The following is a 15,244-nucleotide window of genomic DNA, read 5'->3' on the forward strand; positions in this document are numbered from 1 at the left end:
TTTCAATTTGCAGGATCGTTACATTCCAAGCGCTTCGAGCCGCTCGATCTCCTCGCGATAGGGGCGGATGGCGCGGTAGATGCACAGCGTCGCCAGCGGCAGCAGGACCACGGCGGTGATCTCCAGCGCCAGCCAGAGCTTCGCCGGATCGACCACGATGTATTGCGCGACCAGACCGATCACGAAGCTGCCCATCGCCCCGAAGAACGTGAACATGAACAGGTAGATCGCCGTCACCTGGCCGCGCATGGCATTGGGCGCCACGCGCTGAATCGCGGCGTTCTGCGGCACCGCCCCGGCAATCCCGAACATCGCGCCAAAGGACATGACGAGGATCGAGAGCAGCCCGGTCGGCATCAGCGGCGCCAGGATCGAGCAGACCGTCACCACCGCAAAGCAGATGAAGGCGGCGCGCACGTTGGCGTCCTTGTGGCGCCTGGCCAGCCATTCGACGAAAATACCGCCCAGCAGCAGCCCGAGCAGCGAGGAAACCAGCACGGTCACGGACGTTACCGCGCCGATCTGCGCCTCGTTCCAGCCATAAGTGCGGATCAGGAACGGCACGCGCCAGAAGGCGAGGCCGAAGCTCTCCAGCGCGCTGAGCGCAAGGCCGAGGAACAGCGGATAATAGACCCGGCGGTTGGCGCGGATCGCCTTGGCGGCATCGAGGCCGGTGAAGGTCATGACGCGGCGGGCGAGCGTCGCCCCCTCGGGGATCTGCGATGCGATGTCGTGACGGACCAACCGCTGCGGCTCACGCACGGTCAGGAACAGCAGGGCGATGAGAAAGGCGGGCATCCCGATCCACACCAGTATCCACTGCCAGCCCAGGATGCGCAGCGGGCCGAGGTCGGTCGGCGCCCAGTGCGCGGTCAGGGCGATGAGCTGGCCGCCCACCAGCGGGCCGAGCGTCGATCCGCCGATGAAGCCGAATTGCAGGATCGCGAAGGCGCGGGTGATCTTTTTGGGCGGGAACATGTCCGCGATAAGCGAATAGGACGAGGGCGCATGGGCCGATCCGCCTGCCGCAAGGAACACGCGGCTGCCCACGAACTGGGTGAAGGTCTGCGCGATCCCGCCCAGCATCGTGACGAACCCGATCACCGTGACCCCGCCTGCCAGCACATATTTGCGCGGCCAGATATCGGCGAGCCGGGCCAGCGGGATGCCGACGAAGAGATAGCAGATGATGCTGGCGGGCCCGGCCAGGAAGCCGAGCTGCGAATCGGTGAGGCCGAAGTCGGTCTTGATTCGCTCCGCCAGCATGCCGAACACGACCTGGTCGAAGAAGGTCAGGAAGGTGGCAAGGACGATCACCGTCAGCGCCCAGTAGGCCGAGGCCGAACCCGGCCAATTGCGTTCTTCCGCGCCCTGCGGGGCGGTTCCGGGCGCCGGTTCCTCGATTGGCGCGATACTGGCTGCTGCTACCGCCATGGCCTCTCCCATCCATCCTCTCGCCCTGTCGTCTTCGGCATAGGCTCATTCGTGATTGTTAGCCTTGCATACAATCTCTCGATGGTGAACAAAAGAGATCAGATTCGAAAAAAGCACATCGAGAGAGGAGAGAGGGCATGCAGGATCTTCCGGGGAAGACCGCTTTCGTGACGGGCGGGGCCAGCGGCATCGGACTGGGAATTGCGAAGGCGCTGCTGGGCGCGGGCATGAACGTGACCATCGCCGATATCCGGCAGGACCATCTTGACGAAGCGGTGGCCGAACTGGACGGGGGCGAGCGGGTTCTGGCGATCCGGCTGGACGTGACCGACCGTGCCGCCTTTGCCGCGGCGGCGGATCGGGCAGAGGCCAGGTTCGGCAGGATTCACCTGCTTTGCAACAATGCCGGCGTCGCTGTCGTCGGCCCGACCGACGTTGCCACGTTTGCCGACTGGGACTGGGTAATGGGCGTCAACCTGGGCGGCACGGTCAACGGAATCGTCACGATTTTGCCCAGAATCCTGTCACATGGCGAAGGTGGGCATATCGTCAACACGGCTTCGATGTCGGCGCTCGTGCCGGCTCCGGGGACGACGATCTACTCCTCCGGCAAGGCGGCGGTCGCCTCCATGATGGAATGCATGAGACCCGAACTGGAATCCCGCGGAGTGATCTGTTCGGCGTTCTGTCCCGGCGCGGTCCAGTCCAACATCGCGCAGGCCAGCCAGACCCGCCCCGACGCGCTTGGGGAGACCGGTTATGCCGAGGCCGACAAGGGCCGCCAGGCGGGCGGGCAGTTCTTCCACCTCTACCAGACCAAGGAGGAAGTGGGGCAGCGGGTGCTGGAGGGCATTCTCAACGACGAGCTTTACATCCTCACGCACGGAGAGTTCCTGGTGGGTGTGCGCGAGCGCGGGGAAGCCACCACGGCAGCAGTCCAGACCCAGCTTCCGGATAACGAAGAATATAAGCGTACCTTCGCAATTCTGTTCCGCAATCCGGCCATCACCGATGAGATCGCGCGCCAGAACCGCCTCCGCGCGGACCAGCGCGCCGAAGCCTGAGGAGGACGCCGATGAAGGATCTGGCGGGAAGAACCGCATTCGTCACCGGCGGGGCCAACGGCGTCGGCCTTGGCCTCGCACGGACGCTGCTGGCCGAGGGCTGCAAGGTGGCCATCGCCGATGTGCGCGAGGATGCGATTGCCGAGGCGCTGAAGACGCTGGAGAACCAGCCCGTGATCGGCGTGCCGCTCGACGTGTCCTCGCGCGGGGGCTTCGCCGAGGCGGCGGACCGGGTGGAGCGCGAGCTTGGGCCGGTGAGCCTGCTGTTCAACAATGCGGGGGTGAACCTGTTCCAGTCGATCGACGAATCTTCCTACGACGACTGGGACTGGCTGCTGGGCGTGAACCTGCACGGCGTGATCAACGGCGTGGCGACGTTCGTTCCGCGCATGAAGGAGCGCGGGCAGGGCGGGCATGTCTGCAACACGGCCTCGATGGCAGCATTCCTCGGCAGCGGGGTGCCGGGCATCTACAACACCACCAAGTTCGCGGTGCGCGGGCTCAGCGAATCCCTGCGCTACAGCCTCGCGCCGCACGGGATCGGAGTTTCGATGCTTTGCCCCGGTCTGGTGAAGACGCATATCTATGCCAGCGACGAGATCCGCCCCGAAGCGCTCAAGGCAGGGGCCAAGGCGGTGAACACGGCCTTCGTCGGCCAGCTCGAACAGGTCCATCAGGCTGGCATGGAGCCGGAAGTAATCGCGCGGCGCACCATCGATGCGGTGAAGGAGAACCGGTTCTACGTGTTTTCCCATCCCGAATTTCGCGAGGAACTGGCGGAGGTCTTTGCCGAGGTCATCAGCGAGTTCAGGGATTATCCCGCCGATCCCGGCTTCGACGCGCGCATGAAGATCGAGGAAGGCCGCCGTGCGCGCTACAGGGAGGCGCGGGAGGCGGCCCGGCAGCCGGTGTAAGGCGGAGGCGGCTGAATGTGTCAGTCCGCCTCGCGCGCGTCGAAACGAAGGCGGGCGCTGCGAATGACCTGCTGGCGCTGGTTCACCCAGTCGATCATGCCGCGCGCCCGGTCGCTCAGTTCCTCGCCGAGCGGGGTGAGGGCATAAGTCACGCGCGGCGGTATGTCCTCGCTCACCGTTCGTTCGGCAAAGCCGTCGCGTTCGAGCGTGCGCAGCTTGAGCGTCAGCACGCGCTGCGAAATGTCGCCTTCTTCGGAAAGGTCGCAAAGCGTGCGTCGCAGGTCGGCGTGGCGTCTTTCGCCGGTCCTGAGCACCAGCAGGATCAGCGTCGACCAGCGATCGCCCAGCAGGCCCATGACGCTGCGCACCGGGGCGTCGCGCGCGGTGCCATGCGCCTGCATGTCCGCCGCGAGTTCGGCGATGCCCCCGCGCTCCTGCTCCCCGCGCCCCTGCTCCCCGCTTTCCAATTTACCTGCATCCATCATCGCGAGGGCACAAAAAAGTGCCTTCTTCCTGCTGCCTTCCGACACTTTATGACCTTTGCGGGCAAGATCAATCATGGGAGAGAAACATGGCCATTGACGCCATCCGCCTCGACGGAAAAGTCGCCATCGTAACCGGCGGTGCCGGCGGGATCGGTTCCGCCACCGCGCGCCTCATGACCGCGCGGGGGGCCAGGGTCGCCATTGCCGACATCGCCTTCGACGCGGCGACCGCGCTGGCGGAGGAATTGCCCGGTGCGATCGCGGTGCCGCTCGATCTCGAGGACGAAGGCTCGATCGAGACGATGATCGCCGCCACCTTGCGCCACTTCGGACAGCTCGATGTGCTGCACAACAATGCTGCGCTGCTCGGTCCCGAAATCGCGCGGGACGATGGCGATATCGAGGGCATGGATACCGCGCTGTGGGAGCGGACCTACCGGATCAATGTGCGCGGAACCATGATCGCCTGCCGCGCCGCGCTGCCGCACTTGCGGGAAAGCCGGGGCAACGTGGTCAACACGGTCACCAATCTGGCATTGCAGGGCCATGTCATCCAGGCCGCCTATGCCTCTTCCAAGGCGGCGGTCATCCAGATGACGCGATCCATCGCGGCCAGCCACGGCATCCACGGCATACGCTGCAATGCCGTTGCGCCGGGCATGACGATGACGCCCGCCCTGCGGGAAGCCTTCCCCCCGCCGCTTCGCAAGATGGTGGAGGACGAGACCCTGCGGGATCGGCTGGGCGAGCCCGGCGACATCGCCGAAGCGGTGGCCTTCCTCGCTTCGGAAGCGGCGCGCAACATCACGGGCCAGGTGCTCGTCGCCGATGGCGGCTGCGCCAGCCATGTCCCCGGAATCGCCCCGTTCCGCGCCTTTCTTGCGGGAGGCGAGGCATGAGCCAATACGATATCGTCGTCATGGGCGGAGGGCACAACGGCCTCGTTGCCGCCGCCTACATGGCCAAGGCGGGCAAGAAGGTGATCGTGCTCGAACGCAAGCCCCACTACGGCGGCGGCGTTTCCACGCGTGAGCTGATCCAGCCCGGCTTCTGGCATGACGAACACTCCAACGTGCACATCATGATTCAGGGCAACCCGATGCTGCGCGAGGACGAACTGGGCCTCTTGGGCAAGTTCGGTCTCGAATACATCTATCCCGAACTGCCCCATGCCTCGATCTGGGAAGACGGCACGATCGTGCGCTCGTGGCGCGATCTCGACCGGACTTGCGAGGAAATCGCCATGTTCTCGCCAAGGGACGCGGAGGCCTATCGCAAGTTCGCCACCGCCTCGATGGCGGCGCTGCCCATGTTCATGTCCGGCCTCTATGCCCCGCCGTTCCCGATGGGGGCCTTCGTGGCGATGATGGACCAGTCGGACGAGGGGCGTTTCCTCCTCGATGTCATGCAGCGTTCGGCGCTCGACGTGGTGAACCAGTACTTCGAAAGCGACCTCCTGCGCATCCACATCGTGCGCATGGTCACCGAGAACCTCCAGATGCCCGATGAACTGGGCACCGGCATGGGTGCTTTCCTGATGCCGGGGATCATCCACGCCTATGGCTGTTCGATGCCCAGGGGCGGTTCCGGCCAGCTTTCCCACGCGCTGGTCCGCGCGATCGAGCATTTCGGCGGCGAAGTGCGGTGCAATGCCGAAGTGCGCCGGGTCGTCGTCTCGGGCGGCAAGGCGGTCGGCCTCGAACTGGTGGATGGCGAAACCTTTACCGCCAAGGACGGCGTGATCGGCGCGATTCATCCGCATGTCCTGCGCAAGTTCGTGGCCGAAACGCCCGAGCCGGTGCTCCAGCGGGCGGAGCGGGTCACCCAGTCCACCTTCTCGATCAACCTCACGCACCTGACCCTGAAGGAGCGGCTGCGGCTGAAGGTCGGCAATGAAACCAATGCCATGATGACCGAGCTGATGGACTTCTACACCATGCGCGACATGCTGCTGGAGTACGACAAGCTGCGGCGCGGCGAAGTGTCCGAACGGCTGATCGCGGGCGGGGACAACACGATCTTCGACCCCAGCCGTGCCCCCGAAGGTGCAGGCGTGTTCTACGGGGTGAACTTCGCGCCCTATGATCTCTGGCCCGGCGGTCCGGGTTCTTGGGACGAACGCAAGGAGGAGATCGCCGACCGCGCGCTGGCGCAGTACCGGAAATTCTACGCGAACCTCGATGACGGCAACATCACCGGCCGCCTGATCCGCTCCCCCGTCGATCATGAGCGGGACAGCCCGGCCAGCTTCCTCAAGGGCGATATCCATGGCTGTGCGCCGTTCTTCTACCAGTCCGTCGCGCACCGGCCCACGCCGGACCTCGGTTCGCTCAGGGTTCCGGGGATCGAGGGGCTCTATCTCGTCGGGCCGTTCATGCATCCGGGCGGCGGGGTGTTCGGCGCGGGCCGGGCAACGGCGATCCAGATGATGGATGACCTCGATATCGAATTCGACAAGGTCTGCGCGGGAGCGGTGTGATGGTGGACAGGAAGAAGGCTCCGGTGATGCGCATCCTCGATGCGCAGGACAAGGAACTGATGGCCGTGCGCCGGATCGAGCGGGACGGCGACAATCTGGTCATTCGCGGCAAGATCTTCGGCGCCATGCCGATGGTGGCGAAAGTCACGCCGCAGGAGGCACGCGCGGCGCTCCGACTGCTTGACGCAAAGACGGTGCTGTTCCTGCTGAGCCTGCTGTTTCGCAGGAGCCGCTGACAGCGCGGGGCATCGGCGGGCTCGATAGCAGCGATCCGATTCCATGCGTTTTTCCAGGCTGCTCCGGCCCCCCATAAGGGGACTCCGGAGCAGTCAGGATTGAAACAAGCATGAGCATTCTGGGAGTTGAGAGCGTTCTGTTCGGGGTGACGGACCTGGCGGAACATACGCGGTTCTGGACCGATTTCGGCCTGCCGCTGGAAAGCGCAGGAGCGGACGAAACGGTGTTCCGCCTCGCATCGGGCAGCAGGGTCATCCTCCTGCGCCACGGCGATGCGCGCCTGCCGAGCCCCGATCCGTTTCCCGGAGACGGCCTCAAGGAAACCGTCTGGGGCGTGGACACGGCCGACAGCCTCGAAGCGATTGCCGTCAGCCTGGCGCGCGACGTTGCCGTTTCCCGCGATGCGGACGGCGCCGTCCACGCTGTCTGCCCCGATGGTCAGCCGATTGCGCTGCGCGTGTGGGACAAGCGGGTGTTCCATTCGGAAGCGAGCCCGGTGAACACGCCCACCAGCTATCCGCGCTTCAACCAGCACCGCATCTGGCGCCGGGCTGCGATACCCAAGACGATCAATCACGTCGTGTTCTTCTCTCCCGATTATGTCGGCAGCTTCGAATTCTACGAACGCCATTTCGGCTTCCGTTATGTCGATCATTCGAAGGGCTCGGGCATCTTCGCGCGGGCGGACGGCACGTATGAGCATCATTCGATCTTCTGGGTGAACTGCGACCTGCCTATCGCGCCCGACCACTTCAAATTCATGCACATCGCCTTCGGCATGGACGACATCGACGAAGTCATGCTGGGCGCCAACATCATGGAGCGAAAGGGCTGGAAGAACGAGAGCATGAACAGTTCGGGCGGCATATCCCGCCACCGCATTTCCAGCGCGATCTACTATTACTGCGACATGCCCGGAAAGGCGGGCGAGGCGGAGTACCACGCCGATACCGACTATCTGGACGACAACTGGGTGCCGCGCGCCTGGGATTTCCGCTTCGGCTCGCTGCTCTGGTCGAACAATGCCCCACCGATCTTCCGGGGCGACAATATTCCCTGGGACATGGCGTTCGACGCCGATCGCGCCAGTTTCGCGCCGTTTCGCAAGACCCGGCCCGGCAAGCTCCCGGTCCATGGCAAGCTGAACGAACTGACCGAGGACGACGAGCACGCGCTTTGACGGTGCGGGGCTGACGGATCGGCCGGCTTGCGACTTGCATGCCGGCCTCAGCCGTATAAATTGGAATGATAATTCTTGAATGGGAGAGGTGCGTGCCATCACGTCGCAGTTTCGTCGCGTCCTGCGGGGTGATGGTGGGGAGCGCGCTGCTTCCGGGTCTCGGCCGTGCGGAAACCTATCGCCGGATCCCGCAGAAGGCGTCGGCACGGGTCATCGTGGACAACGATTTCGCCGGCGATCCGGACGGTCTGGTCGCGCTGGCGCACCAGTTACTGTCGCCCCGTACCCATACCGTGCTTGTCACTGCGTCCGCGCTCGATCCGAAGCTGCTGGGCGATGCACCTGCCGGAACCACGGCTGCTGCCGGACGCGCCGTGGCGAAGGAACTCATCCGCCGCGCGGGGGTCGCAAAGGCGCCGCCGGTGATGGCCGGATCGGAACTGCTGGGCGCCGTCCAGCCCGAGGCGAGCGCTGCGGCGCGGGCCATTGTGGCCGAGGCCATGCGCGACGATCCCCTGCCGCTCTACTTCACTTGCGGCGGCCCGCTCACCAACCTTGCGGCGGCGCTGCGCCTTGAACCGAAGATCGCCGGACGCATGACGGTGATCTGGATCGGCGGCGGCGCCTATCCGGCGGGCGGCTGGGAATACAATCTTTCCGCCGACATCGCCGCCGCACAGATCGTGATCGAGCAGTCGAAAGTGCCGGTCTGGCAGATTCCGCAGGATGCCTATCGGCAGATGCAGTTCTCGGTCGCGGAACTGGCCGAGCAGCTTCGGCCGATCTCGCCCTTCGGCGAATGGCTCTACGACCGTTTCACGACGCCGCCGTCGTTCGTCGATGTGGGCGGAAGCTGGCCGCTCGGCGACAGCCCGACCGTGTTGCTCAGCGCGATTTCGCAGGAGAGCAGCCTGCATGTCGATCTGCAAGCCCGGCGGATCAAGGCGGACTGCACGTATGGCGAGGAAATCGCGGGCCGGACCTTGCGCGTGTTCCGAACGCTGGATGCGCGGCTTACGTTCGGAGATTTCTTTGCCCTGATGCGGCTCCACGCGCGCAGGTGAAGTTTAGCTCAGCAGGCCTGCACGAAATGCTCGACCGAGGGGGCTTCGACGAAGAAGGGTCCTGCCAGCGCGCGCCAGGCCTGAAAACCTTCGGACTCGCGGAAATCGACCATGTGGGCCTCTACGCTCTCCCAGCCGACCACGAGGTGATAGCGCGCGGGATTCTCCACCGAGCGGTGCAGTGCGAAGGAGACGAAGCCCTTGGCCGCTTCGAAATGCGGGCGGGCCTTGGCAACGGCCGCCTCGAAGGTGGCGGCGCGCGCCGGGTCGATGGTGAGGGTGGCGATTTCGTGGATCACAGGCTCGGCTCCTCGACGAATTCGATCAGGTTGCCCGCGCAGTCGCGGATGAAGCAGCCCTTGCCGAAGGCCTCCCGCACCACGAATGCCACGTCCGCGTGCTTTTCCGCCATTTCCGTCAGGAACACTTCGAGGTCTTCCACCCGGAAGGCAACGTGCTTGTTGCCATGGGTCTTGAGATCGCGCGGGGGGAAGCGGCGGTCTTCGGGGAGGGCGGCGGCACCTTCCACCTCGAAGATCTCGAACCGCAGCGGGCCCTTGCGGACCATGGCGGTGCGGGATTTCGCCGCCTCGATATAGAACTTTTTCTCGACCTCGAAGCCGAGCACGCGGCCGTACCAGTCGATCGCCTCGTCAAGGCTGGGGACGGAAACGCCGCCGTGGTGGAAGGTGAATTCGGCCATCTGGATCAGCCCATTTCCGAGAAGGTTTCGGCACACCAGTCGGCGATATAGTCGCGCATGCCGGTGCCGTTGTCGGCGCCGCAGTGCTCTACCTCGAAATCCTTCCTGGTGAAGATGCGGAGCGTGCGCCTGGGGCTGTTCACCGCCTGATCGTAGCTGAGCTGCGCGTTGAAGGCGGGGATCTGGCGGTCGTTCTCGCCGTGGGTGACGAGGAAGGGCACGCGGATTTTCTCCACCTGCCCGTCGAGCGTGATCTGGTCGGCATATTCGAGGAAAGCGTCGCGGTCTTCGATGCCGAAGACCCACATGACGTGATCCCAGTAGTGCGGCACCGGGTTCTCGCCCTCGTTGGCGAGGCGCTCGCGCTGGCGGCGGCCCCAGACGTGGTTGGCGCCCATCACCGCGCAGAGCGCATAGCGCGGCTCGTTGGCGGCGATGCGCGGCGCGTGATAGCCGCCGAAGGAGAGGCCGAAAATGCCGATCCGGTCGTGGATCACATCGCTGCGCGTCAGCAGGTATTCGAGCGCGGGCGTGCCCCAGCGCTCACCGTCGAACACGGCGGGAAGGCGGCGCTTGCGGATTGCCTCGCCGGTGCCGGGCTGGTCCACGAACAGGGTGTTCATCCCCCGCTCCAGGTTCGACTGGCCATGGCCCGCCATGCAGACCTGCTCCTTCATCGAATCGAGCCCGTTGACCGAGACCAGCGTGGGGCGCGGCGTGCCCGAACCGTCGTGGACGAAAATGGCGGTGTAGGCGCCGTCCTCGTAGGGAATTTCCACTTTGTCGACATGCAGCCCGCGCAGCTTCGCGCCCCTGTGGAACAGCTCCAGACCCTTGTCATAGGCCGCCCAGCGCGGGGCATAGTCGCGGCTCTGCATCCGTTCGGCAGCGAGGTAGTAGCCGGAGGCGCGCAAGTACTTGGTGCCGGCGGAGAGCAGGTAACCGGCGGCCTCGTCGCCTTCCGCATTGGCCGTGACCTGATCGGCGACGGCGATCCAGCTATCGAACATCTGCGCGGAACCGGCATCGGCGCCGGCCTTGCTCGCTTCCATGATCGGGCGGTTGGCCTCGTCGATCTCACCATAATTGCCGCCACAGGCGAGCGCGAGGTTGGTGGCGAGGTTCCAGACGTAGTTTCCGGGGAACGGTTCGAACATGATTTATCCTGCGATTTTCAGATGATTATTCGGCGGTCCAGCCGCCATCGACGACAAGGCTGGTGCCGGTCATCAGCGCGGAAGCGTCGGAGGCGAGGAACAGCACCGCGCCCATCAGATCCTCCACCTGACCGATGCGGCCGAGCTTGATTTTGGAAAGCACGCTGGCTTTGAACGCCTCATCCTGGAAGAACGGCCGGGTCAGCGGGGTTTCGATGAAAGTGGGCGCGATCGTGTTGGAGCGGATGCCGTGCGGGGCAAGGTCCAGCGCCATGGCCTTGTTCATGCCCTCCAGCGCCCATTTGCTGGCGCAGTAAAGCGTGCGGTTCGGTCCGCCCACGTGCCCCATCTGGCTGCCCATGTGGATCAGGCTGCCCGGCGTGCCGGTATCGATCATCCGCGTCACGCAGGCCTGCGCCACGAAGAAGGCGGACTTGAGATTGAGGTCGAGCACGGCGTCGTAATCGTCCTCGCTCACCTCCCACATCGGCTTGGGGCGGTTGGTGCCGGCATTGTTGACGAGGACGTGGAACGGCGCGCGGTCCGCGAAGAATGCTGCAACGGCGCCGAGGTCCGAAACGTCGAGCGTCGCGGCCTTGGCGCCATTTCCGATCTCGGCGGCAGCCGCGTCGATCTCTGCCGAGGTGCGGGCGACCAGGGTGACCTCCGCGCCCGCTGCCGCCAGTGCGGCCGCGGCGCCAAGGCCGATGCCCCGGCCCGCCCCGGTCACCAGAGCCCGCCGCCCGTCAAGGCGCAGGCTTGGCGTTTGCGGGATCGCCATGGTCAGGCTGCCGTTTCGGGCGTCGGTTCGGCCTGACCGGCATAAGGCACGTTGCGCCCGCCAAAGCGGCGCACGCGGATATTCGCCTGCTCGCCGTGCCCCGCGAAGCCCTCCAGCGCACAGAGGCGCGAGCAATATTCGCCGATCAGCGCCGAAGCCTCATCGGTGGTGACGCGCTGGTAGGTGCAGGTCTTCAGGAATTTGCCGACCCACAAGCCTCCCGTGTAGCGCGCGGACTTCTTCGTCGGCAGCGTGTGGTTGGTGCCGATCACCTTGTCGCCGAAGCTGACATTGGTGCGGCTCCCCAGGAACAGCGCGCCGTAATTGGTCATGTTCTGGAGGAAGTAGTCCGGATCGGCGGTCATCACCTGCACGTGCTCGCTGGCGATCTCGTCGGCGATGTTGACCATCTCCTCGTAGCTGTCGGCCACGATCACTTCGCCGAAGTTCTCCCAGGCCTTGCGGGCATGATCGGCGGTGGGGAGGATCTGGAGCAGTCGCTCGATCTCGGCCATGGTGGCGCGGGCGAACTTCTCGGAATTGGTCAGCAGCACGCCGGGGCTGTCAGGCCCGTGCTCGACTTGCCCGAGGATATCGGTGGCGGCGATTTCGGGGTCGCAGCCGATCTCGTCGGCAATGATCAGCGTTTCGGTCGGCCCGGCGAAGAGGTCGATGCCGACGCGGCCGAAAAGCTGGCGCTTGGCTTCGGCGACGAAGGCATTGCCGGGGCCGACGAGGATATCGACCGGATCGATGCTCTGCGTGCCGATCGCCATCGCGCCGACGGCCTGAATGCCGCCCAGCGCATAGATCGCATCGGCCCCGGCCATGGCTTGGGCTGCGACAATGGCGCGCGCCGGCTTGCCCTGGAACGGCGGGGCGCAGGTCACGACGCGCTTTACCCCCGCGACCTTAGCGGTGATCACCGACATGTGTGCGGAGGCGAGCAGCGGATACTTGCCGCCGGGCACGTAGCAGCCGGCCGAACCGAGCGGAATGTTCCTGTGGCCCAGCACGACGCCGGGCAGCGTCTCGACTTCTACGTCCTTCATCGAATCTCGCTGGATCTGTGCGAAGTTCTTCACTTGTGCCTGCGCGAAGTCGATGTCCTTGCGTTCCTGCGGGCTCAGGCTGTCGACGCAGGCGTCGATCTCGGCCTGCGAAAGGCGATAGTCGTCGCGGTCCCAGCCGTCGAACTTGATGGACATCTCGCGCACCGCTTCGTCGCCGCGCTTCTCGATATCGGCAAGCGCCGCCTCGACGATGTCGCGAACCTTGCGATCCGCGTCTGCCTTTGCCTCGGCAGTGGCGCCGCGCTTCAGCCAGGTGGCCATTGTATTCTCCCGATCCGGTGTGACGTGATTTTCATCGGACCTAGCGCCGGCGGGCGAGCGGGGACCATCGCATGTTATCGATGGCTTGCTATCGATCCTATGCCGTTGTTGCCGCAGGGGGGCTTCGCTAGCCGTTCTTCCAAGCAAAGAGCATTCCGGGAGAACAAGGAACAATGCGCCTCGCCACTCTCGATGACGGCACCCCCGACGGGCGCCTCGTCGTCGTTTCGCCCGAGGGCGACCGTTTCGCGCCTGCGCCTGTGGATACGCTGCAACAGACGATGGAAAGCTGGGCCTTCGTCGCACCCGTGCTGGCCGAGATTTCGGAATTTCCCGAAGCGCTGGATGCCGCGCTGCTGCGCGCGCCGCTGCCGCGTGCGTGGCAGTGGCTCGATGGCTCGGCCTTCGCCTGCCACGGCGAACTGATGGACAAGGCACTCGGCGTGGTGCCGGTGAAGACCGGCAAGCCGCTGATGTATCAGGGTACTTCCGACAAGTTCTACGGCCCTGCCGAGGACGTGCGTTTCCTCAGCGAAGAGAACGGCATCGATTTCGAAGGCGAGTTCGGCGTGATCGTCGACGCCGTGCCGATGGGGACCTCCGCCGAAGACTGCATGAAGCACATCCGCCTGATCGTGCAGATCAACGACTGGTCGCTGCGCAAACTGGCCGGGCCGGAGATGAAGACCGGCTTCGGCTGGGTTCAGGCCAAGCCGCCCTGTTCGATGGCGCCCTTCGCGGTCACGCCGGAAGAACTGGGCGGTGCGTGGCGCAATGGCCGCGTCTGCATGGACCTCTTGGTGGACTGGAACGGCCAGCGCTTTGGCGCCGCCAATGGCGAGCCGATGGGGCATGGTTTCCACGAGCTGGTCGCCCACGCCTGTGCCACGCGCGATCTGGTGGCGGGCACGGTGATCGGATCGGGCACCGTTTCCAATGAGAATTACCGCGAGATCGGCTCCTCCTGCATCGCCGAGCGGCGCGGGATCGAACTGGTCGATTTCGGAGAGCCCCGCACCGAATTCATGCGCTTTGGCGACACCGTGCGGATGCAGGGAACCCTTGCCGATGGCCGCGCGCCGTTCGGCGTCATCGAACAGAAGGTCGTAAAGGCATGAGTGAAGTTCTTTCCGATTCCGGCCTGCCGCCGATCCAGCGCGTCGTTACCGGGCATGATGCGCAAGGCCGCGCGGTGTTCCGCTCTGAGGACGTGACGCCAACGAAGATGATCCCCTCGGGCGATGCCTCGTTCCTGACGATCTGGACCACCGCCACTGTACCTGCGGACAACAACGACGAGACCGAAGGCCGCGAACGCCCCACCGGCACCACGCTCGAAGGTGGATCGGTGATCCGCGTGGTCGATATGCTGCCGGGCAAGCAGAGCCCTATGCACCGCACCAACTCGATCGACTACGGCATCGTGCTGAAGGGCGCGATCGAACTGGAGCTGGAAGACGGCCGCAAGACGATTGTGCGCGAAGGCGGCATCATCGTCCAGCGCGGGACCAACCATCTCTGGCGCAATACTACCGCAGAGGTTTGCCGGATCGCCTTCATCCTGATCGAGGCACCGGCCTATCTCCACAACGGCGTGCCGCTGGACGAGGCCAAGCCCGAGCAGGTCGATCCGGTCTACAACGCGGCGGCGGACAAGGGCTGATGTTCGACCTCTCCGGCAAAAGCGCGATCGTCACCGGCTCCACACGCGGGATCGGGCGTGCCATTGCCGAGGGGCTGATCGCACAAGGCGCGCGCGTGGTGATCTCCAGCGAGGATGCGCAGGACACCGCACGCGTCGCTGCCGAACTCGAGATGCCGGGCCAGCCTTGCGATGTGACCGACGATGCGGCGCTGGTCGCTTTGGTGGATCGCGCGGTGGCTGAATTCGGCGGGCTGGACGTGCTTGTCTGCAATGCCGGGATCACCGGCAGGGCGGGGCCTTTCGCCGATCTCGACATGGCCGACTATGCCCGTGTCATGGCGATCAATCTTACCAGTCAGGTCGCGCTCTGCAATCTGGCCCTGCCGAAAATCGCGGAGCGCGGCGGCGGGGTTGCGGTGCTGGTTTCCAGCCTTTCGGGGCTGAGGGGCAACGGGCGAATCAACGCTTATGCTCTCGCCAAGGCGGGTGTTGCGCAACTGGCGCGTAATCTGGCGGTGGAGTGGGGGCCGCGCGGGGTGCGCGTGAATGCGATCTCGCCCGGTTTCATCGCAACCGAACTGTCAGGACCTTTGCTGGCGGACGAGGCCTTCATGGCCCGCCGCATGGCGATGACGCCGCTTCGCCGCCCCGGCATGCCGCAGGAGGTCGCAGGCGCTGCCGTGTTCCTGGCTTCCGACGCAGGGGCTTTCGTCACCGGGCACAACCTCGTGGTGGACGGCGGCACGCTGATAACCGACGGTAGCTGA

General features: G+C 65.1%; 17 protein-coding genes. 10 read left to right on the forward strand and 7 right to left on the reverse strand.

The features are described from left to right. Positions 1-18 precede the first annotated feature (18 nt). On the reverse strand, positions 19-1,434 hold the full coding sequence (locus U9J33_RS22565; RefSeq protein ID WP_324699222.1) for an MFS transporter: 1,416 nt from the start codon (positions 1,432-1,434) through the stop codon (positions 19-21). A gap of 137 nt (positions 1,435-1,571) precedes the next feature. On the opposite strand from U9J33_RS22565, the gene U9J33_RS22570 reads away from it, so the two are divergent. Then, positions 1,572-2,498: an SDR family NAD(P)-dependent oxidoreductase gene (locus U9J33_RS22570; RefSeq protein ID WP_185999291.1), complete on the forward strand. Its 927-nt coding sequence runs from the start codon at positions 1,572-1,574 to the stop codon at positions 2,496-2,498. Between the two features lie 11 nt (positions 2,499-2,509). Then, complete coding sequence (locus tag U9J33_RS22575; protein ID WP_324699223.1) at positions 2,510-3,412, forward strand: SDR family NAD(P)-dependent oxidoreductase; 903 nt, start codon at positions 2,510-2,512, stop codon at positions 3,410-3,412. A gap of 20 nt (positions 3,413-3,432) precedes the next feature. Here U9J33_RS22575 and U9J33_RS22580 read toward each other — a convergent pair whose 3' ends face one another. Further along, positions 3,433-3,897, reverse strand: a complete 465-nt coding sequence (locus tag U9J33_RS22580; protein ID WP_324699224.1) for a helix-turn-helix domain-containing protein — start codon at positions 3,895-3,897, stop codon at positions 3,433-3,435. Between the two features lie 86 nt (positions 3,898-3,983). Here U9J33_RS22580 and U9J33_RS22585 point away from each other — a divergent pair, with 86 nt between their 5' ends. The 5 genes from U9J33_RS22585 to U9J33_RS22605 all read left to right on the forward strand — a co-directional run bounded on the left by U9J33_RS22585 (position 3,984) and on the right by U9J33_RS22605 (position 8,857). Further along, positions 3,984-4,796 (forward strand): SDR family oxidoreductase, encoded by an 813-nt coding sequence (locus U9J33_RS22585; RefSeq protein ID WP_324699225.1) that lies wholly within the window; start codon positions 3,984-3,986, stop codon positions 4,794-4,796. Further along, positions 4,793-6,376 carry an NAD(P)/FAD-dependent oxidoreductase gene (locus U9J33_RS22590; protein WP_324699226.1) on the forward strand — a complete coding sequence of 528 codons (1,584 nt, stop codon included), beginning with the start codon at positions 4,793-4,795 and terminating at the stop codon, positions 6,374-6,376. The genes U9J33_RS22585 and U9J33_RS22590 overlap by 4 nt, the downstream gene beginning before the upstream one ends. Then, positions 6,376-6,612 carry a hypothetical protein gene (locus U9J33_RS22595; protein ID WP_054436047.1) on the forward strand — a complete coding sequence of 79 codons (237 nt, stop codon included), beginning with the start codon at positions 6,376-6,378 and terminating at the stop codon, positions 6,610-6,612. The genes U9J33_RS22590 and U9J33_RS22595 overlap by 1 nt, the downstream gene beginning before the upstream one ends. 110 nt (positions 6,613-6,722) lie before the next feature. Next, positions 6,723-7,793 (forward strand): VOC family protein, encoded by a 1,071-nt coding sequence (locus U9J33_RS22600; RefSeq protein WP_054436048.1) that lies wholly within the window; start codon positions 6,723-6,725, stop codon positions 7,791-7,793. 92 nt (positions 7,794-7,885) lie between these two features. Continuing rightward, positions 7,886-8,857: a nucleoside hydrolase gene (locus U9J33_RS22605; RefSeq protein WP_324699227.1), complete on the forward strand. Its 972-nt coding sequence runs from the start codon at positions 7,886-7,888 to the stop codon at positions 8,855-8,857. Between the two features lie 8 nt (positions 8,858-8,865). Here the strand turns inward: U9J33_RS22605 and U9J33_RS22610 are convergent, their stop codons facing one another. From U9J33_RS22610 to hisD, 5 genes are read right to left on the reverse strand one after another with little or no spacing between them, the layout of a single operon-like run. After that, on the reverse strand, positions 8,866-9,156 hold the full coding sequence (locus U9J33_RS22610) for an antibiotic biosynthesis monooxygenase family protein (protein ID WP_054436050.1): 291 nt from the start codon (positions 9,154-9,156) through the stop codon (positions 8,866-8,868). Beyond that, positions 9,153-9,560 carry a VOC family protein gene (locus U9J33_RS22615; RefSeq protein WP_054436051.1) on the reverse strand — a complete coding sequence of 136 codons (408 nt, stop codon included), beginning with the start codon at positions 9,558-9,560 and terminating at the stop codon, positions 9,153-9,155. Before U9J33_RS22615 ends, U9J33_RS22610 begins: the two co-directional genes overlap by 4 nt. Positions 9,561-9,565: 5 nt before the next feature. Next, on the reverse strand, positions 9,566-10,717 hold the full coding sequence (locus tag U9J33_RS22620; RefSeq protein WP_324699228.1) for an alpha/beta hydrolase: 1,152 nt from the start codon (positions 10,715-10,717) through the stop codon (positions 9,566-9,568). Positions 10,718-10,742: 25 nt separating this feature from the next. Further along, the gene (locus U9J33_RS22625; protein WP_324699229.1) at positions 10,743-11,498 is read right to left on the reverse strand and encodes an SDR family NAD(P)-dependent oxidoreductase; all 756 of its coding nucleotides are present in this window, start codon (positions 11,496-11,498) and stop codon (positions 10,743-10,745) included. Between the two features lie 2 nt (positions 11,499-11,500). Continuing rightward, positions 11,501-12,832 carry a histidinol dehydrogenase gene (gene hisD / locus U9J33_RS22630; protein WP_324699230.1) on the reverse strand — a complete coding sequence of 444 codons (1,332 nt, stop codon included), beginning with the start codon at positions 12,830-12,832 and terminating at the stop codon, positions 11,501-11,503. A 173-nt stretch (positions 12,833-13,005) separates the two neighbouring features. Here hisD and U9J33_RS22635 point away from each other — a divergent pair, with 173 nt between their 5' ends. The 3 genes from U9J33_RS22635 to U9J33_RS22645 are packed head-to-tail and all read left to right on the forward strand — an operon-like array spanning position 13,006 to position 15,244. Next, complete coding sequence (locus tag U9J33_RS22635; RefSeq protein WP_324699231.1) at positions 13,006-13,950, forward strand: fumarylacetoacetate hydrolase family protein; 945 nt, start codon at positions 13,006-13,008, stop codon at positions 13,948-13,950. Next, entirely contained in the window at positions 13,947-14,495 is a 549-nt protein-coding gene (locus U9J33_RS22640; protein WP_185999300.1) for a cupin domain-containing protein, read from the forward strand. Before U9J33_RS22635 ends, U9J33_RS22640 begins: the two co-directional genes overlap by 4 nt. Next, positions 14,495-15,244, forward strand: a complete 750-nt coding sequence (locus tag U9J33_RS22645) for an SDR family oxidoreductase (protein ID WP_324699233.1) — start codon at positions 14,495-14,497, stop codon at positions 15,242-15,244. The genes U9J33_RS22640 and U9J33_RS22645 overlap by 1 nt, the downstream gene beginning before the upstream one ends.

This window comes from Novosphingobium sp. RL4, assembly GCF_035658495.1.
GTDB lineage: Bacteria > Pseudomonadota > Alphaproteobacteria > Sphingomonadales > Sphingomonadaceae > Novosphingobium.